This window comes from Pseudomonas sp. UYEF17 (assembly GCF_040546125.1).
GTDB classification, from domain to species: Bacteria; Pseudomonadota; Gammaproteobacteria; order Pseudomonadales; family Pseudomonadaceae; genus Aquipseudomonas; species Aquipseudomonas putida_Z.
Map to the genome: position 1 here is coordinate 139,058 of NZ_JBEPNE010000009.1, position 15,745 is coordinate 154,802.

At 62.3% G+C, this 15,745-nt stretch carries 14 protein-coding genes and 1 tRNA gene; 4 read left to right on the forward strand and 11 right to left on the reverse strand.

The window, feature by feature from the left end; all coding sequences use genetic code 11:
- Positions 1 to 384 precede the first annotated feature (384 nt).
- A complete protein-coding gene (locus tag ABIB24_RS15925) occupies positions 385 to 660 on the forward strand; it encodes a DUF3077 domain-containing protein (RefSeq protein ID WP_013970482.1) in 276 nt (91 codons plus the stop codon).
- Positions 661 to 1,048: 388 nt separating this feature from the next.
- On the opposite strand, the gene ABIB24_RS15930 is transcribed toward ABIB24_RS15925, so the two are convergent.
- The 5 genes from ABIB24_RS15930 to ABIB24_RS15950 form a co-directional block, all read right to left on the reverse strand.
- A complete protein-coding gene (locus tag ABIB24_RS15930; RefSeq protein ID WP_354316858.1) occupies positions 1,049 to 2,254 on the reverse strand; it encodes a methyltransferase in 1,206 nt (401 codons plus the stop codon).
- Between the two features lie 127 nt (positions 2,255 to 2,381).
- Entirely contained in the window at positions 2,382 to 3,071 is a 690-nt protein-coding gene (locus ABIB24_RS15935; protein WP_015268628.1) for an ABC transporter permease, read from the reverse strand.
- A complete protein-coding gene (locus tag ABIB24_RS15940) occupies positions 3,071 to 3,763 on the reverse strand; it encodes an ABC transporter permease (RefSeq protein WP_025337363.1) in 693 nt (230 codons plus the stop codon). Before ABIB24_RS15940 ends, ABIB24_RS15935 begins: the two co-directional genes overlap by 1 nt.
- 54 nt (positions 3,764 to 3,817) lie before the next feature.
- Entirely contained in the window at positions 3,818 to 4,570 is a 753-nt protein-coding gene (locus ABIB24_RS15945) for an ABC transporter substrate-binding protein (protein WP_013970486.1), read from the reverse strand.
- Positions 4,571 to 4,581: 11 nt separating this feature from the next.
- On the reverse strand, positions 4,582 to 5,355 hold the full coding sequence (locus ABIB24_RS15950) for an ABC transporter ATP-binding protein (protein ID WP_075044343.1): 774 nt from the start codon (positions 5,353 to 5,355) through the stop codon (positions 4,582 to 4,584).
- A 663-nt stretch (positions 5,356 to 6,018) separates the two neighbouring features.
- Here ABIB24_RS15950 and gabP point away from each other — a divergent pair.
- On the forward strand, positions 6,019 to 7,404 hold the full coding sequence (gene gabP, locus ABIB24_RS15955) for a GABA permease (RefSeq protein WP_025337364.1): 1,386 nt from the start codon (positions 6,019 to 6,021) through the stop codon (positions 7,402 to 7,404).
- Between the two features lie 181 nt (positions 7,405 to 7,585).
- Here gabP and ABIB24_RS15960 read toward each other — a convergent pair whose 3' ends face one another.
- Positions 7,586 to 8,029: a hypothetical protein gene (locus ABIB24_RS15960; protein ID WP_013970488.1), complete on the reverse strand. Its 444-nt coding sequence runs from the start codon at positions 8,027 to 8,029 to the stop codon at positions 7,586 to 7,588.
- Between the two features lie 238 nt (positions 8,030 to 8,267).
- Between ABIB24_RS15960 and ABIB24_RS15965 the strand changes: the two genes are divergently transcribed.
- Positions 8,268 to 8,537 (forward strand): hypothetical protein, encoded by a 270-nt coding sequence (locus ABIB24_RS15965; RefSeq protein WP_137162790.1) that lies wholly within the window; start codon positions 8,268 to 8,270, stop codon positions 8,535 to 8,537.
- Between the two features lie 59 nt (positions 8,538 to 8,596).
- Here the strand turns inward: ABIB24_RS15965 and ppk2 are convergent, their stop codons facing one another.
- From ppk2 to ABIB24_RS15990, 5 genes are all read right to left on the reverse strand, one after another.
- A complete protein-coding gene (ppk2, locus tag ABIB24_RS15970; protein WP_274078855.1) occupies positions 8,597 to 9,571 on the reverse strand; it encodes a polyphosphate kinase 2 in 975 nt (324 codons plus the stop codon).
- Between the two features lie 207 nt (positions 9,572 to 9,778).
- Positions 9,779 to 9,854, reverse strand: a tRNA-Phe gene (locus ABIB24_RS15975).
- A 90-nt stretch (positions 9,855 to 9,944) separates the two neighbouring features.
- Positions 9,945 to 10,217: an oxidative damage protection protein gene (locus tag ABIB24_RS15980; RefSeq protein WP_003257478.1), complete on the reverse strand. Its 273-nt coding sequence runs from the start codon at positions 10,215 to 10,217 to the stop codon at positions 9,945 to 9,947.
- Positions 10,214 to 11,281: an A/G-specific adenine glycosylase gene (mutY, locus tag ABIB24_RS15985; protein WP_013970490.1), complete on the reverse strand. Its 1,068-nt coding sequence runs from the start codon at positions 11,279 to 11,281 to the stop codon at positions 10,214 to 10,216. The genes ABIB24_RS15980 and mutY overlap by 4 nt, the downstream gene beginning before the upstream one ends.
- Complete coding sequence (locus tag ABIB24_RS15990; RefSeq protein WP_274078856.1) at positions 11,278 to 13,524, reverse strand: AsmA family protein; 2,247 nt, start codon at positions 13,522 to 13,524, stop codon at positions 11,278 to 11,280. Before ABIB24_RS15990 ends, mutY begins: the two co-directional genes overlap by 4 nt.
- Positions 13,525 to 13,940: 416 nt before the next feature.
- On the opposite strand from ABIB24_RS15990, the gene ABIB24_RS15995 reads away from it, so the two are divergent.
- Positions 13,941 to 15,602, forward strand: a complete 1,662-nt coding sequence (locus ABIB24_RS15995; protein ID WP_137162792.1) for an OFA family MFS transporter — start codon at positions 13,941 to 13,943, stop codon at positions 15,600 to 15,602.
- Positions 15,603 to 15,745: the final 143 nt, after the last annotated feature.

Below are 15,745 nucleotides of genomic sequence, written 5' to 3' on the forward strand. Positions count from 1 at the left end.
CACAGGATCTCCACAAGCCTTGAAACTGTGTAGTACCTATGGGAGCGGGCGCGCCCGCGAAAGGGCCATCAGCTGTACGAAGATTCTGAACTTTAGGGCTAACAACTTCAGGGTTTGGTGGCTTCGGAACTATCCTACGCGCGCCGCCGAAGTATCGCTGTTGTCGGGGAAATGGCTCACGGATACCTTTTTCGGGTCGCTCTGGCGACCGGGTGTGAGAACCCTGATCGAATAAGCGCTACCCATTTATGGTGGCCGTACGCGGGCAGACTTCGGTCTGGCCGGGCTTCCTTATTCGACCGGTTTCTCACCCCGCGTACGGCTGCCACCCAAATCCGTGAGAAAGATTTCTGGCAGTCCCTTCCCCGAGTAAGGATTTATGCCATGAAGAAAACCATCATCGAACCCATCACCACCGCAGGCGTGGAAACCTTCCTCGCAGCCGGTAACCCATCCCTCAATCTGTTACGCGTCGAGCCTGGCGTCCCCGTCGATGCTGCCTATGAGCATGTCTCGATTCTGATGGGCTACATCAAGCATCTGGTGCGCGAGGGGGATATGGAGGATGACCATAAATTCCTGGGCGCCGCCGATTATCTGTGCGACATGGCCAAGGCGCTGATGAACGATATCGAGATTGCCAAGAATAAGGCGCATTGAAGGCTCACGCGGTCATTGTAGGAGCGGCCTTGTGTCGCGATGGGCCGCAAAGCGGCCCCCGTTTTTGGCGTATTTGCAGAGATCGCTGGGGCTGCGTTGCAGCCCTTTCACGACACAAGGCCGCTCCTACAAGGGACCGCGTAAATCAGGCCATTCTGGGTAAGGCTTTAGACGCAGTCGCCAACCACAAGAAATGTTTATGCACAAGTGGCATCGGCGCCTTGCGCGAAAGGCATGCCGGATCGATACACCGCCGGTCTTTGCGCAAACGCCTGTTTTTACTGGCCTTGACGCGCAAGCTGGAATAAGCGAAACGCTTGAAATAGCGCTTGGATCCAACAGGTAATCACAAGCTTGTTCACAGAGTTATCCACAGGTTGTGCTGCGGCTAACGGTCGCGTTCGGCAAGAATTAGCAGGTTGCGCGGGGTGAGTGGGTAGTCGCAGAACAGGCCAAGGCGCACGTTGTAGCCTTGTTCTTCGAGGAACAGGGCGCGATCGAGTACCAGCCACAGCTCCAGCGGCCGGCGGAACAGGTTGCGCACGCGCTCCAGGTTGCGGACCTCGGCCAGGCGTTGCCAGCCTGCGGCTTCCAGGGCTGCCCAGTCCGGGTTGCCAGTCAGCTGCAATTGCTTGAGTTCGGCCAGGTCGCGGCAGTACTGCTCGAAGGGCTTCTCCAGCCAGGCCACGGGTAGCGACGGTGTTGGCAGGTACTCGTCGGTCTGGCGCTGCTGGCGTTGCAGCAGGTCGAAGCCCAGGCGCCGGGCCATCGAGGTGTCGCGCTGGCGTCGCACGCGGGCGCCGGCGGTAACGGTTTCGCTCAAGGGCAAGCCCAGGTCGTCCAGTGAAAGCCGCAGGCTGGAGGCTTGGGCGGCTGTGGATAACGCTTGGTACTGCTGCGCCGCGATGCGGTTGTAGCAGCAGGGGGCCACGGCCAGTTGCCGGCAACCTTGCTGGCTGGCCAGTTGCATCAGGCGCACATGCAGGTCGCCACAGGCGTGCAGGGCGACCACGCTTTTGTCGCCAGCCAGGTGGCGGGCGCTGTCGTTGGCCATCACATCCTGGTGCACATGCTGCGCCGGCAAGTGGTGGTGCGTGCTCAGGGCTTGGCCGGCAGCGACCAGTTCGGCGTCGTACTCCAGGCAGGTCAGGTGTTGGCCGGGTTGCAGCAGGCGGCGGCCCAGGTGGCCTTTGCCGGAGCACCAGTCCAGCCAGTGACGGGGCTGTTCGCGGAAGGCCAGGTGGCTGGCGAAGGCTTCGATCTGCTGCCATTTGCGGCCGGGGACGGCTACGTCGAGGCGGTGCGCGGCGGGGGGCAGGTCGGTTTCCGGGAGGTTGCCGAGTGCCGAAAGCTGTCGGGCTTGCTGGGCCAGTTGCGGGAACGGGGCGGGCAACGGGGCAGCGGTGGTGTCGGTTTCGGCGTCTGCCAGGGAGCATTGGCGCAGGTGGGCGGCAAGCTCGGAGTGGGCGGTTTCCCAGGCCAGTTGCAGGCTGGTGAACGGGCGGGGTTTCCACAGCTGCTGGTGCTCGATCAGGAACTGGTCGAGGGCCTGGAAGCGGGTGCTTAGGTGGGGGCTGTGGAGGTGGTTGGGCATGGGGGAGAGTGTGTTGGGTTTTAGGGCCTCTTCGCGGGTGAACCCGCTCCCACAGGTATAGTGCACAGCTTTAGGGCTGTGGGGACTCTGTGGGAGCGGGTTTACCCGCGAAGAAAGCTAAGTGGTCTCAGCGGCCCTGGCAGGCATCCACGCGCAACCAGCGCTCCAGCAGCTTGAAGCCCTGCACCAGCACGAACGAGATCACCAGGTAGAACACCCCGGCGGCAAAGAAGATCTCTACCGGCAGGTAGGTGCGGGCGATGATGGTACGGGCCATGCCGGTCAGTTCCAGCAGGGTCACGGTACTGGCCAGGGCGCTGGCCTTGAGCATCAGGATCACTTCGTTGCTGTACGCCGGCAGGCCGATGCGCGCGGCGCGTGGCAGCATGATGTAGAACAGCGTCTTGCCCCGCGACATGCCCAGCGCCCGCGCCGCCTCGATCTCACCCTTGGGGATCGACTGCAGCGCGCCGCGCAGGATCTCGGCGATGTAGGCAGCAGTGTGCAGGGTCATGGTCAGCACGGTGCACCAGAACGGGTCGCGCAGGTACGGCCACAGCGAACTCGAACGCACCGCGTCGAACTGCGCCAGGCCGTAGTAGACCAGGAACAGCTGCACCAGCAGCGGCGTGCCACGGAAGAAGAAGATGTAGCTGAACGGCACCGCGCGCACATACCAGTGGCGCGAGGAGCGGGCGATGCCCAGCGGGATGGCCAGGATCAACCCGGCAACCACCGCGATGGCCACCAGCTCCAGGGTCAGGGTCGCACCCTGGGCCAGGCGTGGCAGCCATTTGATGATGACTTCCCAATTCATTATTCGGCCCTCGCAAAGCCGCGAGCGGCGCGTTTTTCCATGAAGTGCATGCCGGTCATGGCAATGATGGTCAGGCTCAGGTAGATGCAGGCCGCAACCATGTAGAAGGTGAACGGCTCTTTGGTCACGGTCACGCCGATTTGTGCGTGGCGCATGATTTCTTCCAGGCCGATCACCGACACCAGGGCGGTGTCCTTCATCAGGATCATGAACAGGTTGCCAAGGCCGGGCAGGGCGATGCGCCACATCTGCGGCAGGATGATCCGCGACAGGATGCGGCCTTTGGACAGGCCAAGCGCCAGGCCGGCTTCACGGTGGCCCTTGGGGATCGCCAGGATGGCGCCACGGAACACTTCGGTGGCGTAGGCGCCGAAGCACAGGCCCAGGGCGATCACGCCCGCAGCGAAGGCGCTGAGCTCCAGGCCCGGCATGTTCAGGGCTTCACCGAGGGCGTTCATCAAGCCGACGGTGCCGAAATAGATAAGCAGTACCCACAGCAGTTCGGGCACGCCGCGAACCAGGGTCGAATAGAAGCCACCAAGCCATTGCAGCGGCTTGATCGAGGAAGTCTTGGCCAGGGCGCCGAGCAGGCCCAGGACCAGGCCCAGCAGCAAGGCGCAAAGCGCCAGTTTTACGGTCATCAGGGTGCCGGCCATCATGGCCGGACCGAATCCGTGCAGGTCGATATTCATGGGCAGGTCATTCTAGGGACTGGCGCGCCGCAAGGGCGCGCCGGTCGGGGCGGATCATTCGATGCTGAACGGGAAGTACTTGTCGTTGATCTTCTTGTACGTGCCGTCGGCCTTGATTTCTGCCAGGGCCTTGTTCAGGTCGTCGCGCAGCTTGGTGTCACCCTTGCGCACGGCAATGCCGATCTTGTCGCTGTCCATCACCGGCTCGCCCTTGAACTCGAAGTTCGAGCCGTCTTTGCTCTTCAGCCACTCGTACTGCACGTACTTGTCGGCCAGGATGCCGTCGATGCGGCCGGAAACCAGGTCGAGGTAGGCGTTTTCCTGGGTGTCGTAGAGTTTGATCTCGACATCCGGGTAGTTGTCTTCAAGGTAGGTGCCAGCCAATGTTGCGCGCTGGGTGCCAATGACCTTCCCCTTAAGCGAAGGTTTGTCAGTCTTGAAGTCGACGTTTTTCGGCGCGATGAACTGCAGCTTGTTGGAGTAGTACGGCTCGGTGAAGTCCACGGCCTGCTTGCGCTCGTCGGTGATCGACAGCGACGACACCAGGAAGTCGAACTTCTTGGCGTTCAGGGCCGGGATGATGCCGTCCCAGTCGGAGGTGACGACCGAGCACTCGACTTTCATCTTGGCGCACAGGGCGTCGCCGATGTCTTTGTCGAAGCCGACCACGTTACCGCTGGCATCCTTGTTGTTGAACGGTGGGTAGGCGGCTTCGATACCCATGCGCAGTTTTTCTGCGGCCAGGGCGTTGGCCGACATCACCAGCGTGGCAGCAGCTGCCAGGAGGAACTTCTTGTAAGTGTGCATGTATTGCTCCGTTAGCGGTGGCTGGACATGAATTGCTTGCAACGCGCCGAGGTCGGGTTCTCGAAGACCTGCTGCGGCGATCCCTGCTCTTCGACCAGGCCCTGGTGCAGGAAGACGACTTCACTGGACACATGGCGGGCAAAGTTCATCTCGTGCGTCACCAGCAGCATGGTACGGCCTTCTTCGGCCAATGCGCGGATAACGTTTAGCACTTCCTGGACCATTTCCGGGTCGAGCGCCGAAGTTGGCTCGTCGAACAGGATGACCTTGGGCTTCATGGCCAGGGTACGGGCAATGGCGGCGCGCTGTTGCTGGCCACCGGAAAGCTGGGCGGGGTAGCTGTGGCGCTTGTCGTAGATGCCGACCTTGTTCAGCAGGGCTTCGGCGGCTTCGATGGCCTCGGCCTTGCTCTGGCCGAGCACGCGGCGTGGCGCCTCGATGATGTTGTCGAGGATCGACATGTGCGGCCACAGGTTGAAGTTCTGGAAGACGAAACCGATCTCGCTGCGCAGGCGGTTGATCTGGCGGTTGTCGGCGGCGACCAGGTCGCCGTTCTTGGCGGCCTTGAGCTTGAGGGCTTCACCGGCGACCAGGATTTCGCCCTGGTGCGGGTTCTCGAGCAGGTTGATGCAGCGCAGCAGGGTGGACTTGCCGGAGCCGGACGACCCCAAGATGGAGATCACGTCACCGTCGCGTGCGGTCAGCGAAATGCCCTTGAGAATTTCCTGCTCGCCGTAGCGTTTGTGCAGATTGCGGATTTCCAGCGCGGGCGTGGCCTGAGCCATGTGCGGTCCTCATGTGTACGGGTGCGTTCCCAGCTGTTGGCGGCCTTCCTGGCGTGCGCCAAGCTAGCATAGCGGCATTATCACGGCCAACAGGGTCGCTGGGGACTCGGGGCGCTGGTGGGGCGGTTTGTCGCATCGTTGCAGCGCAACGTCGCGCGGATATCCGCGAAGGTGTCGCCCAGCACCAGAGCCTTGATGAAAAAAGGCGCGATGGTGCCAGCTTTGGCCCTCTCATGGAAGCGGTTTTAGACCTTTCGCGGACACGCCCGCTCCCACAGGTTCGTTAAAAAGCTCAAATGGTTGCACCTGACCTGTGGGAGCGGGCATGCCCGCGAACGGGGGAGGCCGGGTCTTCAGGTTGTACCTCTAGGTTGCACTTTTTTGCATTGCAGCGGTGCACAGGTGTTACCGGGGAGCACCTTTGGTGCGTTTGTAAGTGGGTATTTCAGTAATCCGATGATTTGGCGGCCTTTCGGTCAGCCGTTGGCCGAAAGCCCTCCAAACCGCACGCTAAAAGGCCTGCCGACTTTTCTGACGAATGCATTCAGCATATGGCGCGCTTATTGCCAGTAGGAAACCGCCGATTGCAGCGACGCCCAGGTCACCCCAGGCGCGCTCCGTAACCGCAGTCGGAGTGGTCCACTCCTTACAAAGGTAGTTTTAATGAGCGGTAACAATTCCAATGACCTCGCTCAGGGGCTCAAACAACGGCATGTGACCATGCTGTCCATCGCTGGCGTCATCGGTGCCGGCCTGTTCGTTGGCTCCGGCCACGCCATCGCTGCTGCCGGCCCAGCCGTGCTGCTGGCTTACGCTGCCGCCGGTACGCTGGTCGTGCTGGTGATGCGCATGTTGGGTGAAATGGCTGTCGCCTCGCCTGACACCGGTTCGTTCTCTACATATGCCGACCGCGCCATCGGGCGCTGGGCCGGTTTCACCATTGGCTGGCTGTACTGGTGGTTCTGGGTACTGGTAATTCCGCTGGAGGCCAACGCCGCCGCGGCCATCCTGCATGCTTGGTTCCCTGCGGTCGACCTGTGGGCGTTCTCTCTGGTCATCACCCTGGCGCTGACCCTGACCAACCTGTGCAGCGTGAAGAACTACGGCGAGTTCGAGTTCTGGTTCGCCCTGCTCAAGGTGCTGGCGATCATCGGCTTCATCGCTGTGGGTTGTGCTGCCATGTTCGGCTTTGTGCCGAGCAGCCAGGTAAGCGGTGCCAGCCACCTGTTCGACACCCAGGGCTTCATGCCTAACGGCCTGGGCGCGGTGCTGGCAGCCATGCTGACCACCATGTTCTCGTTCATGGGTACCGAAATCGTTACCATTGCCGCTGCCGAGTCGAAGGACCCGGGCAAGCAGATCAGCCGCGCCACCAACTCGGTGATCTGGCGTATCTGCCTGTTCTACCTGGTGTCGATCTTCCTGGTCGTGGCCCTGGTACCGTGGAACGACCCGGCCCTGGCCGAGACCGGTTCCTACCAGACCGTGCTGAGCCGCATCGGCGTGCCGAATGCCAAGCTGATCGTCGACATCGTCGTGCTGATCGCCGTGACCAGCTGCCTGAACTCGGCGCTGTACACCTCGTCGCGCATGCTGTTCTCGCTGAGCAAGCGTGGTGACGCCCCGGCCATTGCCCAGCGCACCACCAAGTCGGCTACCCCGCATGTGGCGGTTCTGCTGTCCACTGCAGCGGCGTTCCTCTGTGTGTTCGCCAACTTCGTGGCCCCGGCCCAGGTATTTGAGTTCCTGCTGGCCAGCTCTGGTGCCATTGCGCTGCTGGTTTACCTGGTGATTGCCGTGTCGCAGCTGCGCATGCGCGCCCAGCGTGAGGCCCGCGGCGAGAAGATCACTTTCAAGATGTGGCTGTTCCCGGGCCTGACCTGGGCGACCATTGCCTTCATCATTGCCATCCTGGTGGTAATGGCGCTGCGTGAGGACCACCGCGCCGAAATCATCGCGACCGCATTGCTGAGCATTGGTGTGGTGGCGGCTGGCTTGCTGGTGCACCGCAAGCGTGAAGCTGCCGGGCGGGTGGCGCTGGATAACTGATCCGCGCTGGCTGAAATGAAAAGGCCGCGTCCTGTGAAGGGCGCGGCCTTTTTTGTTGACTGTACCGGCCTCTTCGCGGGTAAACCCGCTCCCACAGGTACACCACATATCTCAATTGCTGTGATATCCCTGTGGGAGCGGGTTTACCCTCGAATGGGCCGGGGCAGGTCACATGGCCCTGTCAGCCAAACTGCTTCTGCTGCTGTTGCTGCTTGGCAACCAGCTCCGAAGCCGCCACATAGGCTGCCTGGAACTCATCGCTCTCCAGCCAGGCCATGGTGGCCTCTTCGTCGGCCCCGTCCAGCCATTTGCGGTAGGCATTGAACACCAGCACGATGTAGTCGGTGGCGTGTTCTTCCTTGTGCCCCTTGAGCACCAGGGCCAGCAGCGGGTCTACCAGGAACACCGAAATCATCGGCACCAGGCCGCCTTCCTGGGCTTCCTTCATTTTCTTGAACAGCGGGTCGTAGCTGCCCGATTCCATGGCCTTGTTGTACACCTGCTCGATGCTGGCGCTGTCGCCTGCGCTGGCCTTGACTGCCTGGCCGCTGCGGACCATGCGGTTCTGCTTGGCCTTGCTGGCGGCGCGCTTGGCGCGTTTCTGTTGCTTGGTGGGGGTGGCCATGGGGAATCCTTGGGCGTGTCTGAAAAGTGCGCGTATTGAAGCGCAATTACCAGAGAAACCCAAGCTGTGCCCCTTTTCGGCATAGGCTGCCAGATGTACCAGGGATTCGTATCCCGATTATGGCGATTGCGCAACGTCAGTAGCTTCTCTCCTGCTGTCACTCACGCCAGGCGACAGCCAATTTCGATAATGGATCGGCGCTTTGAGCACGCGTAGGTCTGCGCAAAAGGAGAGAACAATGAAGCATTTCTATCTTGTCACCCTATACGGTTATACCAAAAAAGGTCGCCTTGTCTTTCCGAGCGGATTCGCCCCCTGCGATGGGCCGCGGATCACGAAGGAGGATCTCGGCGCAATTATGGACGATCTTTATGAGAACGATAAACGTTTCAAGAGCGGCCTCGGTTTGCATAGTGTCTCCTACCTGGGCTACATGACCGAAGACGCCTTCGAACATCTTCGCTCCATGCCTGATGTGGGGGCAGACGAAGAAGCTGACGAGGACTGAGGTTCGATCCGCAGTCCTTCTTGGGTTGCGGATGGCTGGCGTTGGCGTGAACCTTCAGTCTATGGTTGCGCCAACCCATCTTCTTCGAACCCCCGCGAAGCCCGACCGACCAGCAACTCATCCGGCGCATGCGCCACACTGTGGTTCTTCCCCGGATAATCCAGCGAATGCAGAAAGTGCCGGATGCAATTGATCCGCGCACGCTTCTTGTCATCGGACTTGATCACGGTCCATGGCGCATCGGCAGTATCGGTATGGAAGAACATCGCCTCCTTGGCTGCCGTGTAGTCTTCCCACTTGTCCAGCGACTTGATGTCGATGGGTGACAGCTTCCAATGCTTTAGCGGGTCGTCCCGGCGCGAGATGAAGCGGCGCAGTTGCTCTTCGCGGTTCACCGAAAACCAGTACTTGAACAGCAGGATGCCGCTGTTGCACAACATCCGCTCCAGCTCCGGGGCCTGGCGCATGAATTCCAGGTATTGCAGCGGCGTGCAGAAGTCCATCACCTTTTCGACGCCGGCGCGGTTGTACCAGGATCGGTCGAAGAACACCATTTCCCCCGCAGTGGGAAGATGCTGGATGTAGCGCTGGAAGTACCACTGGCCTTTTTCCTGCTCGGAAGGCTTTTCCAGGGCAACGATGCGTGCACCACGAGGGTTGAGGTGCTCCATGAACCGCTTGATGGTGCCGCCCTTGCCTGCGGCATCGCGCCCTTCGAACAGGATCACCACGCGCTGGCCGGTTTCCTTCACCCAGCTCTGTACCTTCAGCAACTCGATCTGCAGCGCGTGCTTGGCCTTTTCGTAGTCCTGGCGACGCATGCGGGTGCGGTACGGGTAGCTGGCCGGCAGGTGGGCCGAGGTGCTGTCTTCGTTGCTGCCCTTGGGGGCGGTGGCGACTTCCAGTGCCGCAGGTTGCTGGCTGATGCTGGTAATCGTCGGCTCCGGCTTGCGCTGGCGTGGGCGGCGCGTGCGGGCTGGGGTGATGGCGGGCTCGCTGGGGGCGGGGAGCAGGAGGGGGGATTCTTCGCTCATGGAGGTCCTTGCGGGTCGAGTCGGATGTCCGTCTTCGATTGTGAAGGTGAGCGAGTGATAGCTATTTGATGTCTATCAATGAGACGTGAGGGGATTTGAGGATTGAAGCTGTTGGATTATGAAAACTCACAGACAACAAAAAACCCGCACTAGGCGGGTTTCTTGTTGTCGCTTCGGGTAACTTTGCAACCACCAGAAGCGTGAAGGTGGTGCCCAGAGACGGAGTCGAACCGCCGACACGAGGATTTTCAATCCTCTGCTCTACCGACTGAGCTATCTGGGCGACGAGGTGAATTAAATAGACTTTCAGACCGCTCGTCAACGACTTTTTGAAAAAATTTTAAATTAATTCCGTCGCTTACGTTCCGTGGGGTCATTCCGAGGGTGGAACGTAGCCTTCCGCCTGGGCGTATTCTTCGCCGGCGAAAAACTTGTCCATCTCGCCCTGGAGGAATTTACGGTCCTCGGCATTCATCATGTTCAGGCGCTTTTCGTTGATCAGCATGGTCTGGTGCTTCTGCCAGTCGGCCCAGGCTTTCTGCGAGATGTGTTCGAAGATGTCCTGGCCCTTGGCGCCGGGGTAGGGCGGGCGCTCCAGGCCTGGCAGTTCTTCTTTGTACTTGCGGCACATCACGGTGCGGGTCATCGGGCGTCTCCTGCAATCAGTTCGTCGGCCGCGCGTTTGAGCAGCTTTTTCACCGGGGCAGCGAGGCCCAGGCGCGGCGGGGTGGCGAGGTTATACCAGAGCCAGTCGGCCTCGGCCACGTGCTGGCCGACCGGGTCGACGCGCACCAGCCAGGGCTCGATCGCCAGCTGGAAGTGGCTGAAGGTATGGGTCAGGCCGTCCATGGCGCGGCTGTCAGCCAGGCGCAGGCCGTGCTGGTAGGCCAGATCGTCGAGCTGGGCGATGTCGTCCAGCTCCGGCAGGCTCCACAAACCACCCCACAGACCGCTGGACGGGCGGCGGTAAAGCAGGATGGCGCCTTCGTGGTTGGCCAGCAGTGGCATCAGTGTGCGGCGTTGCGGCAGTGCCTTGCGCGGCTTGGGCTCGGGGTAGCGGGTTTCTTCACCGTGCAGGTGCGCTTCGCAGCCGCGCTGCAGCGGGCAGATCAGGCAGCTGGGCTTGCTGCGGGTGCACAGCGTGGCGCCCATGTCCATCATCGCCTGGGTGTAGTGGTTGGCTCGCTGCTGCGGGGTAAAGCGTTCGGCCGTGGCCCACAGCTGGTTGGCTACCTTGGGTTCGCCGGGGTAGCCGGCCTGGGCGGTGTAGCGGGCCAGCACGCGCTTGACGTTGCCGTCGAGGATCGGTGCGCGGATGCCCATGCTGATGCTGGCGATGGCGCCGGCGGTGGAGCGGCCGATGCCGGGCAGCTCGGTGAGCTGCTCGACACTGCGCGGGAATTCGCCGCCATGCTGTTCGACCACGATCTTCGCGGCCTTTTGCAGGTTGCGTGCCCGGGTGTAGTAGCCCAGGCCCGTCCACAGGTGCAGCACTTCGTCCTCCGGCGCCTCGGCCAGGGCCTGCACGGTCGGCAGGGCCTGCATGAAGCGGTCGAAGTAGTTGAGCACGGTGCTGACCTGGGTCTGCTGCAACATGATTTCCGACACCCACACCCGGTACGGGTTGATGCCCTGTTGCCAGGGCAGGTCGTGCCGGCCGTGTTCGTCATACCAATCCAGCACTGCGCTGGAGAACTGCTCGGGGCTCATCGCTTGAACAGCCCCTTGAGCGCGTCTTTCAGTTCCGGGCTCACTTTGTCTCCGAGTTTTTCATCGATCTTGTCCTGCAGGCGGTTGCCGGCCACCTTGGCGGCAACCTTGCCCAGGCCGTCCTGGTCCAGGCGGCAGGCTTTGGCGCCCAGCTCCAGAGGGCCACGGCAGCGCAGCGGTATTTCGACACCCACATAGCGTTCGTTGACCTGGCAGGCCGGGTCCGGCATGGCGCGCTGGTCGCCTTCGACGACCACGCCAACGTTGTAGTCCATGCCCAGTACACGCAGGTCGAGGTCACCATGGCCATTGACGGTCAGGCCTGGAATGCGTGCCTTGAGGTCCGGGTTGTTGGCGACGCCATTGCGTACTACCAGGCTGCCACGTAGTTCCTGGAACGGGGTGTCCTTGCCGCGAGGCTCGCCGGTGAGCGATTTGCGGTTCAGCGTGGCGATGGCCTTGCACAGCTGCTGTTCCAGGTTGGCATTGACCAGCACGCCGTCGTTGATGACGAAGTTGGCGTTGCCGTTGAGGGTGTCGACCAGGGCCTTCTGGCTGTTGCCGGTGGCGGTCAGGTCGCTGGTCAGGGTCAGCAGGCCTTTGACCGGTGGCGTCTGTTCCTTGCCCTCGGTCTTGATGAAGTGTTCTACCGGCACCCGCTGGATGCTGGTGTTGACGCCCAGTTGCGGCACGGCAGGGCGCACGTCGACGGTGCCCTTGGCCTCGAAGGTGCCGTTGTACAGTTCACCGCGCAGGGTTTGCAGGGTCAGCAGGCCGCCCTGGCCGATGGCCTTGAGCTGGGCGTCTTCGATCGGCAGTTTGTCCAGGGTCAGCGAGCCGAAGGCCAGGTCGGCCTGCAGGTCGAGGGCGCGCAGGCGGTCGACCGGCAGCAGCTTGTCGTCGCTCCAGGCGACCTGGGTCGGGGCGTTGGGGAGCGGCGTGGTGCCAGGGCCGGCGACCGCGCTGGCTTCTTGTTGCTTGACCTCGGCCTGGCGCGCGGCGGTGGCGCCCTTGGCCTCTTCACTCTTGGCCGGCAGGTAGCGGTCGGCGTTGAAGGTGTCGCCCTTGAGCTGCAGGCGCAGGGCCTGTTTGGCGAAGTCTTCGACGGCCACGCGGCCACTGAAGGTGCTGTCGTCCAGCTTCACCGCCAGGTCTTCCAGGGCCAGGCTGTTCGGCGTGCCCTGCAGGCGGGTGACCAGTTCCAGCTTGGCGAAGGCCGCCGGGTCGTTGGTGACCGGCAGCGGGCGGCCGATGCTGTCGAGGAAGGTGCGCAGGTCGAACTGGGCGATGGACAGGCCGCCGCTCAGCTGTGGCGCCTTGTCCAGGTCTCGCAGGTTCAGCTCGCCCAGGGCGCGCAGCTGGTTGGCCGAGACTTTCAGGCCGTTCCACGAGGCGACATTGGCGGCCAAGTCGACCAGCAACTGGCCTTGGGCGGCGAAGGTCACGGTCTTGCCGCCGGTGGGCTCACCCGAGGTTTCGCCAGACAGGCGCATGTCTTCGAAGTTGTAGCGCTTGAGCTTGCGGTCGAAGCGCAGCTCGCCGGCCAGTTCGGTGCGGGCCTTGATGTTCGGCTGGCTGGCACTGAGGAAGGCGCTGGCCTTGAGCGGAATGTTCGCCCCTTCGTGGACCGGGCCGGTGCTCAGCTGGATGCTTTCGGCGCTGTAGCTCTGGCCGGTCTTGGCATCGGTGTACTGCACGCGGGCGTTGTTCACGGTCAGGCTGTCGATGTCCAGCTTGACGGCGCGTTCGTTGCTGGCGACCGGTGCCGACGCCTGTTCGGCCGGTGCCTGGGCCGGAGCACTGGCCTGCGCATCGGCGCTGGCGCCGTTCTGCGCGGGCAGCGGCTTGCCGATGTCTTCCCAGTTGCCATGGCCCTGTTCGTCACGGGCCAGGGTCAGGTTCAGGCCCTCGACGCGTACGTCGCTCATCTGCACTTCGCGGCGCAGCAGTGGCAGCACACGTACAGAAAGCCCGAGCATCTGCAGGTCGGCGAACGGTTCCTTGGGTTTGTTCAAGGTGGCAATGCTCGCTTCGTGCAACTCCAGGCCCAGCCACGGGAACAGGCTCCAGCCAATGTCACCGTTGAGGGTCAGCTCGACGTGAGCCTTGTCACGTGCCAGCTGGCGAATCTCGTCTTTGTAGTCGTTGGGATCGAAGAGGTGGGTCAGGGCGAAGCCCAGCGCCACGATGATCAGCAGCAACCCGAGAAGCCCAAGTCCCAGGATTTTGCCGAACGCTTTCATGGGCGAGTCCTTGTAGTCCGTTTTTGAAATTCAAGCGCCAGAGTATAGCGCCGCAGTGGTTGCCCCTGCGTATTCGACTAGAGATACAGGGCATTTCCTACGTGTATGGCAGATGGTACGGCTTTCGACCTTGATTTTTCAGCCCGCGATGAAATGCGGTCCGCTGTAGGAGCGGCCTTGTGTCGCGATGGGGCGCAAAGCGGCCCCGCACTTTCAGCTTCGCAGCAGGCAATGTCGGGGCTGCTGCGCAGCCCTTTCGCGACACAAGGCCGCTCCTACAGGGGAGAGCAGGTTTTCGGAAAGAGGACCGTTTCAGCCGAGCAAAAATTAACGATATCAGATTGCTTTCACGCTACTTGATGCTGCTACCCTTGCGCCGCTTTGCCTGCACCCTACCTATAAGAAGGATCTGATCCATGAGCAGTACCGTCGCGGCGGGGACCTTGGCCAGTGCGCCAGGCTTCCTGTCGAAGGAGCGCATCATCGCCCGTCCGGGCTTCAACCGCTGGCTGGTCCCGCCGGCCGCCCTGGCCATCCACCTGTGCATCGGCATGGCCTATGGCTTCTCGGTGTTCTGGCTGCCGCTGTCGCAAGCCCTCGGCATCACCGCCCCGGTTGCCTGCGCAGCAGACATGGGCTTCATGGCCCGTATGTTCAGCGCCGAATGCGATTGGCCGATTTCCATGCTGAGCTGGATCTACACCCTGTTCTTCGTCTTCCTCGGTTGCTCGGCGGCCGTGCTGGGTGGTTGGCTGGAACACGCCGGCCCGCGCAAGGCCGGCCTGGTGTCGGCGCTGTGCTGGTGCGGTGGCATGCTGATTTCGGCGATTGGCGTAAAAACCCATCAGCTGTGGCTGATGTGGCTGGGGTCCGGCGTAATCGGTGGTATCGGCCTGGGCCTGGGCTACATCTCGCCGGTGTCGACCCTGATCAAGTGGTTCCCGGACAAGCGTGGCATGGCCACCGGCATGGCGATCATGGGCTTCGGTGGCGGGGCCATGGTCGGTGCACCGCTGGCCACCGCGCTGATGGGCCATTTCGGCAATGCGCAGGAAGTGGGCGTGTGGCAGAGCTTCGTCGTCATGGCAGCGATCTACTTCGTGTTCATGACCGCCGGTGCCCTGGCGTATCGCATACCGCCGACCGGCTGGAAGCCAGAAGGCTGGAGCGCCCCGGTGAAGAAGGCTGGCAACGCCATGGTCACCGACCGCCACGTGCACGTCAGCGTGGCCTGGAAGACCCCGCAGTTCGTGCTGATCTGGCTGGTGCTGTGCCTGAACGTGTCGGCGGGTATCGGCATCCTCGGCATGGCTTCGCCGTTGCTGCAGGAAGTGTTCGCCGGCAAGCTGCTGGGCAACGGGCTGAGCTTCAGCGAGTTGAACAGCGCCCAGCTGGCGCAGATTGCCGCGATCGCCGCCGGCTTCACCGGCCTGCTGAGCCTGTTCAACATCGGCGGGCGGTTCTTCTGGGCGTCGTTCTCGGACTACATTGGCCGCAAGAACACCTATTTCGCCTTCTTCGCCCTGGGCGTGGGCTTGTACAGCCTGGTGCCGAACATGGGGCACCTGGGTAACGTGGCGCTGTTCGTGGCGGCGTTCTGCATCATTCTGTCGATGTACGGTGGTGGTTTTGCCACGGTACCGGCCTACCTGGCCGACCTGTTCGGCACGCAGATGGTCGGCGCCATTCATGGCCGCCTGCTGACCGCCTGGGCGGCGGCGGGGGTGCTGGGCCCGGTGCTTATCACCTACCTGCGCGAGTACCAGTTGGCGGCCGGGGTGGAGCGTGCGGCTGCTTATGACATGACCCTGTACATCCTCGCCGGCCTGCTGGTGCTGGGCTTTGTCTGCAACATGCTGGTGCGGCCGGTGGCCGACAAGCATTTCATGAGCGATGCCGAACTGGCTGCCGAGCGGGCGTTGAGCCATGACAAGGGCGCCGACGGGGCGCGCTCGCTGGAGTGGAAGGCGGCGCCGGGTAGCCTGCCGCTGGTGCTGCTGGCCTGGGCAGTGGTGGTCGTGCCGTTGGCCTGGGGCGTTTGGATTACCCTGCAGAAGACGGCTGTGCTGTTCCATTGATTGGGGGCGCTTTGCGCCCCATCGCGACACAAGGCCGCTCCTACAGGTGAACCCTGAGCGGCCTTGTGTCGCGATGGGCTGCAAAGCAGCCCCAGGCCCCCGGTTGTATAGACCTGTAACGGTATCCAGCCTGCGTAACTCCT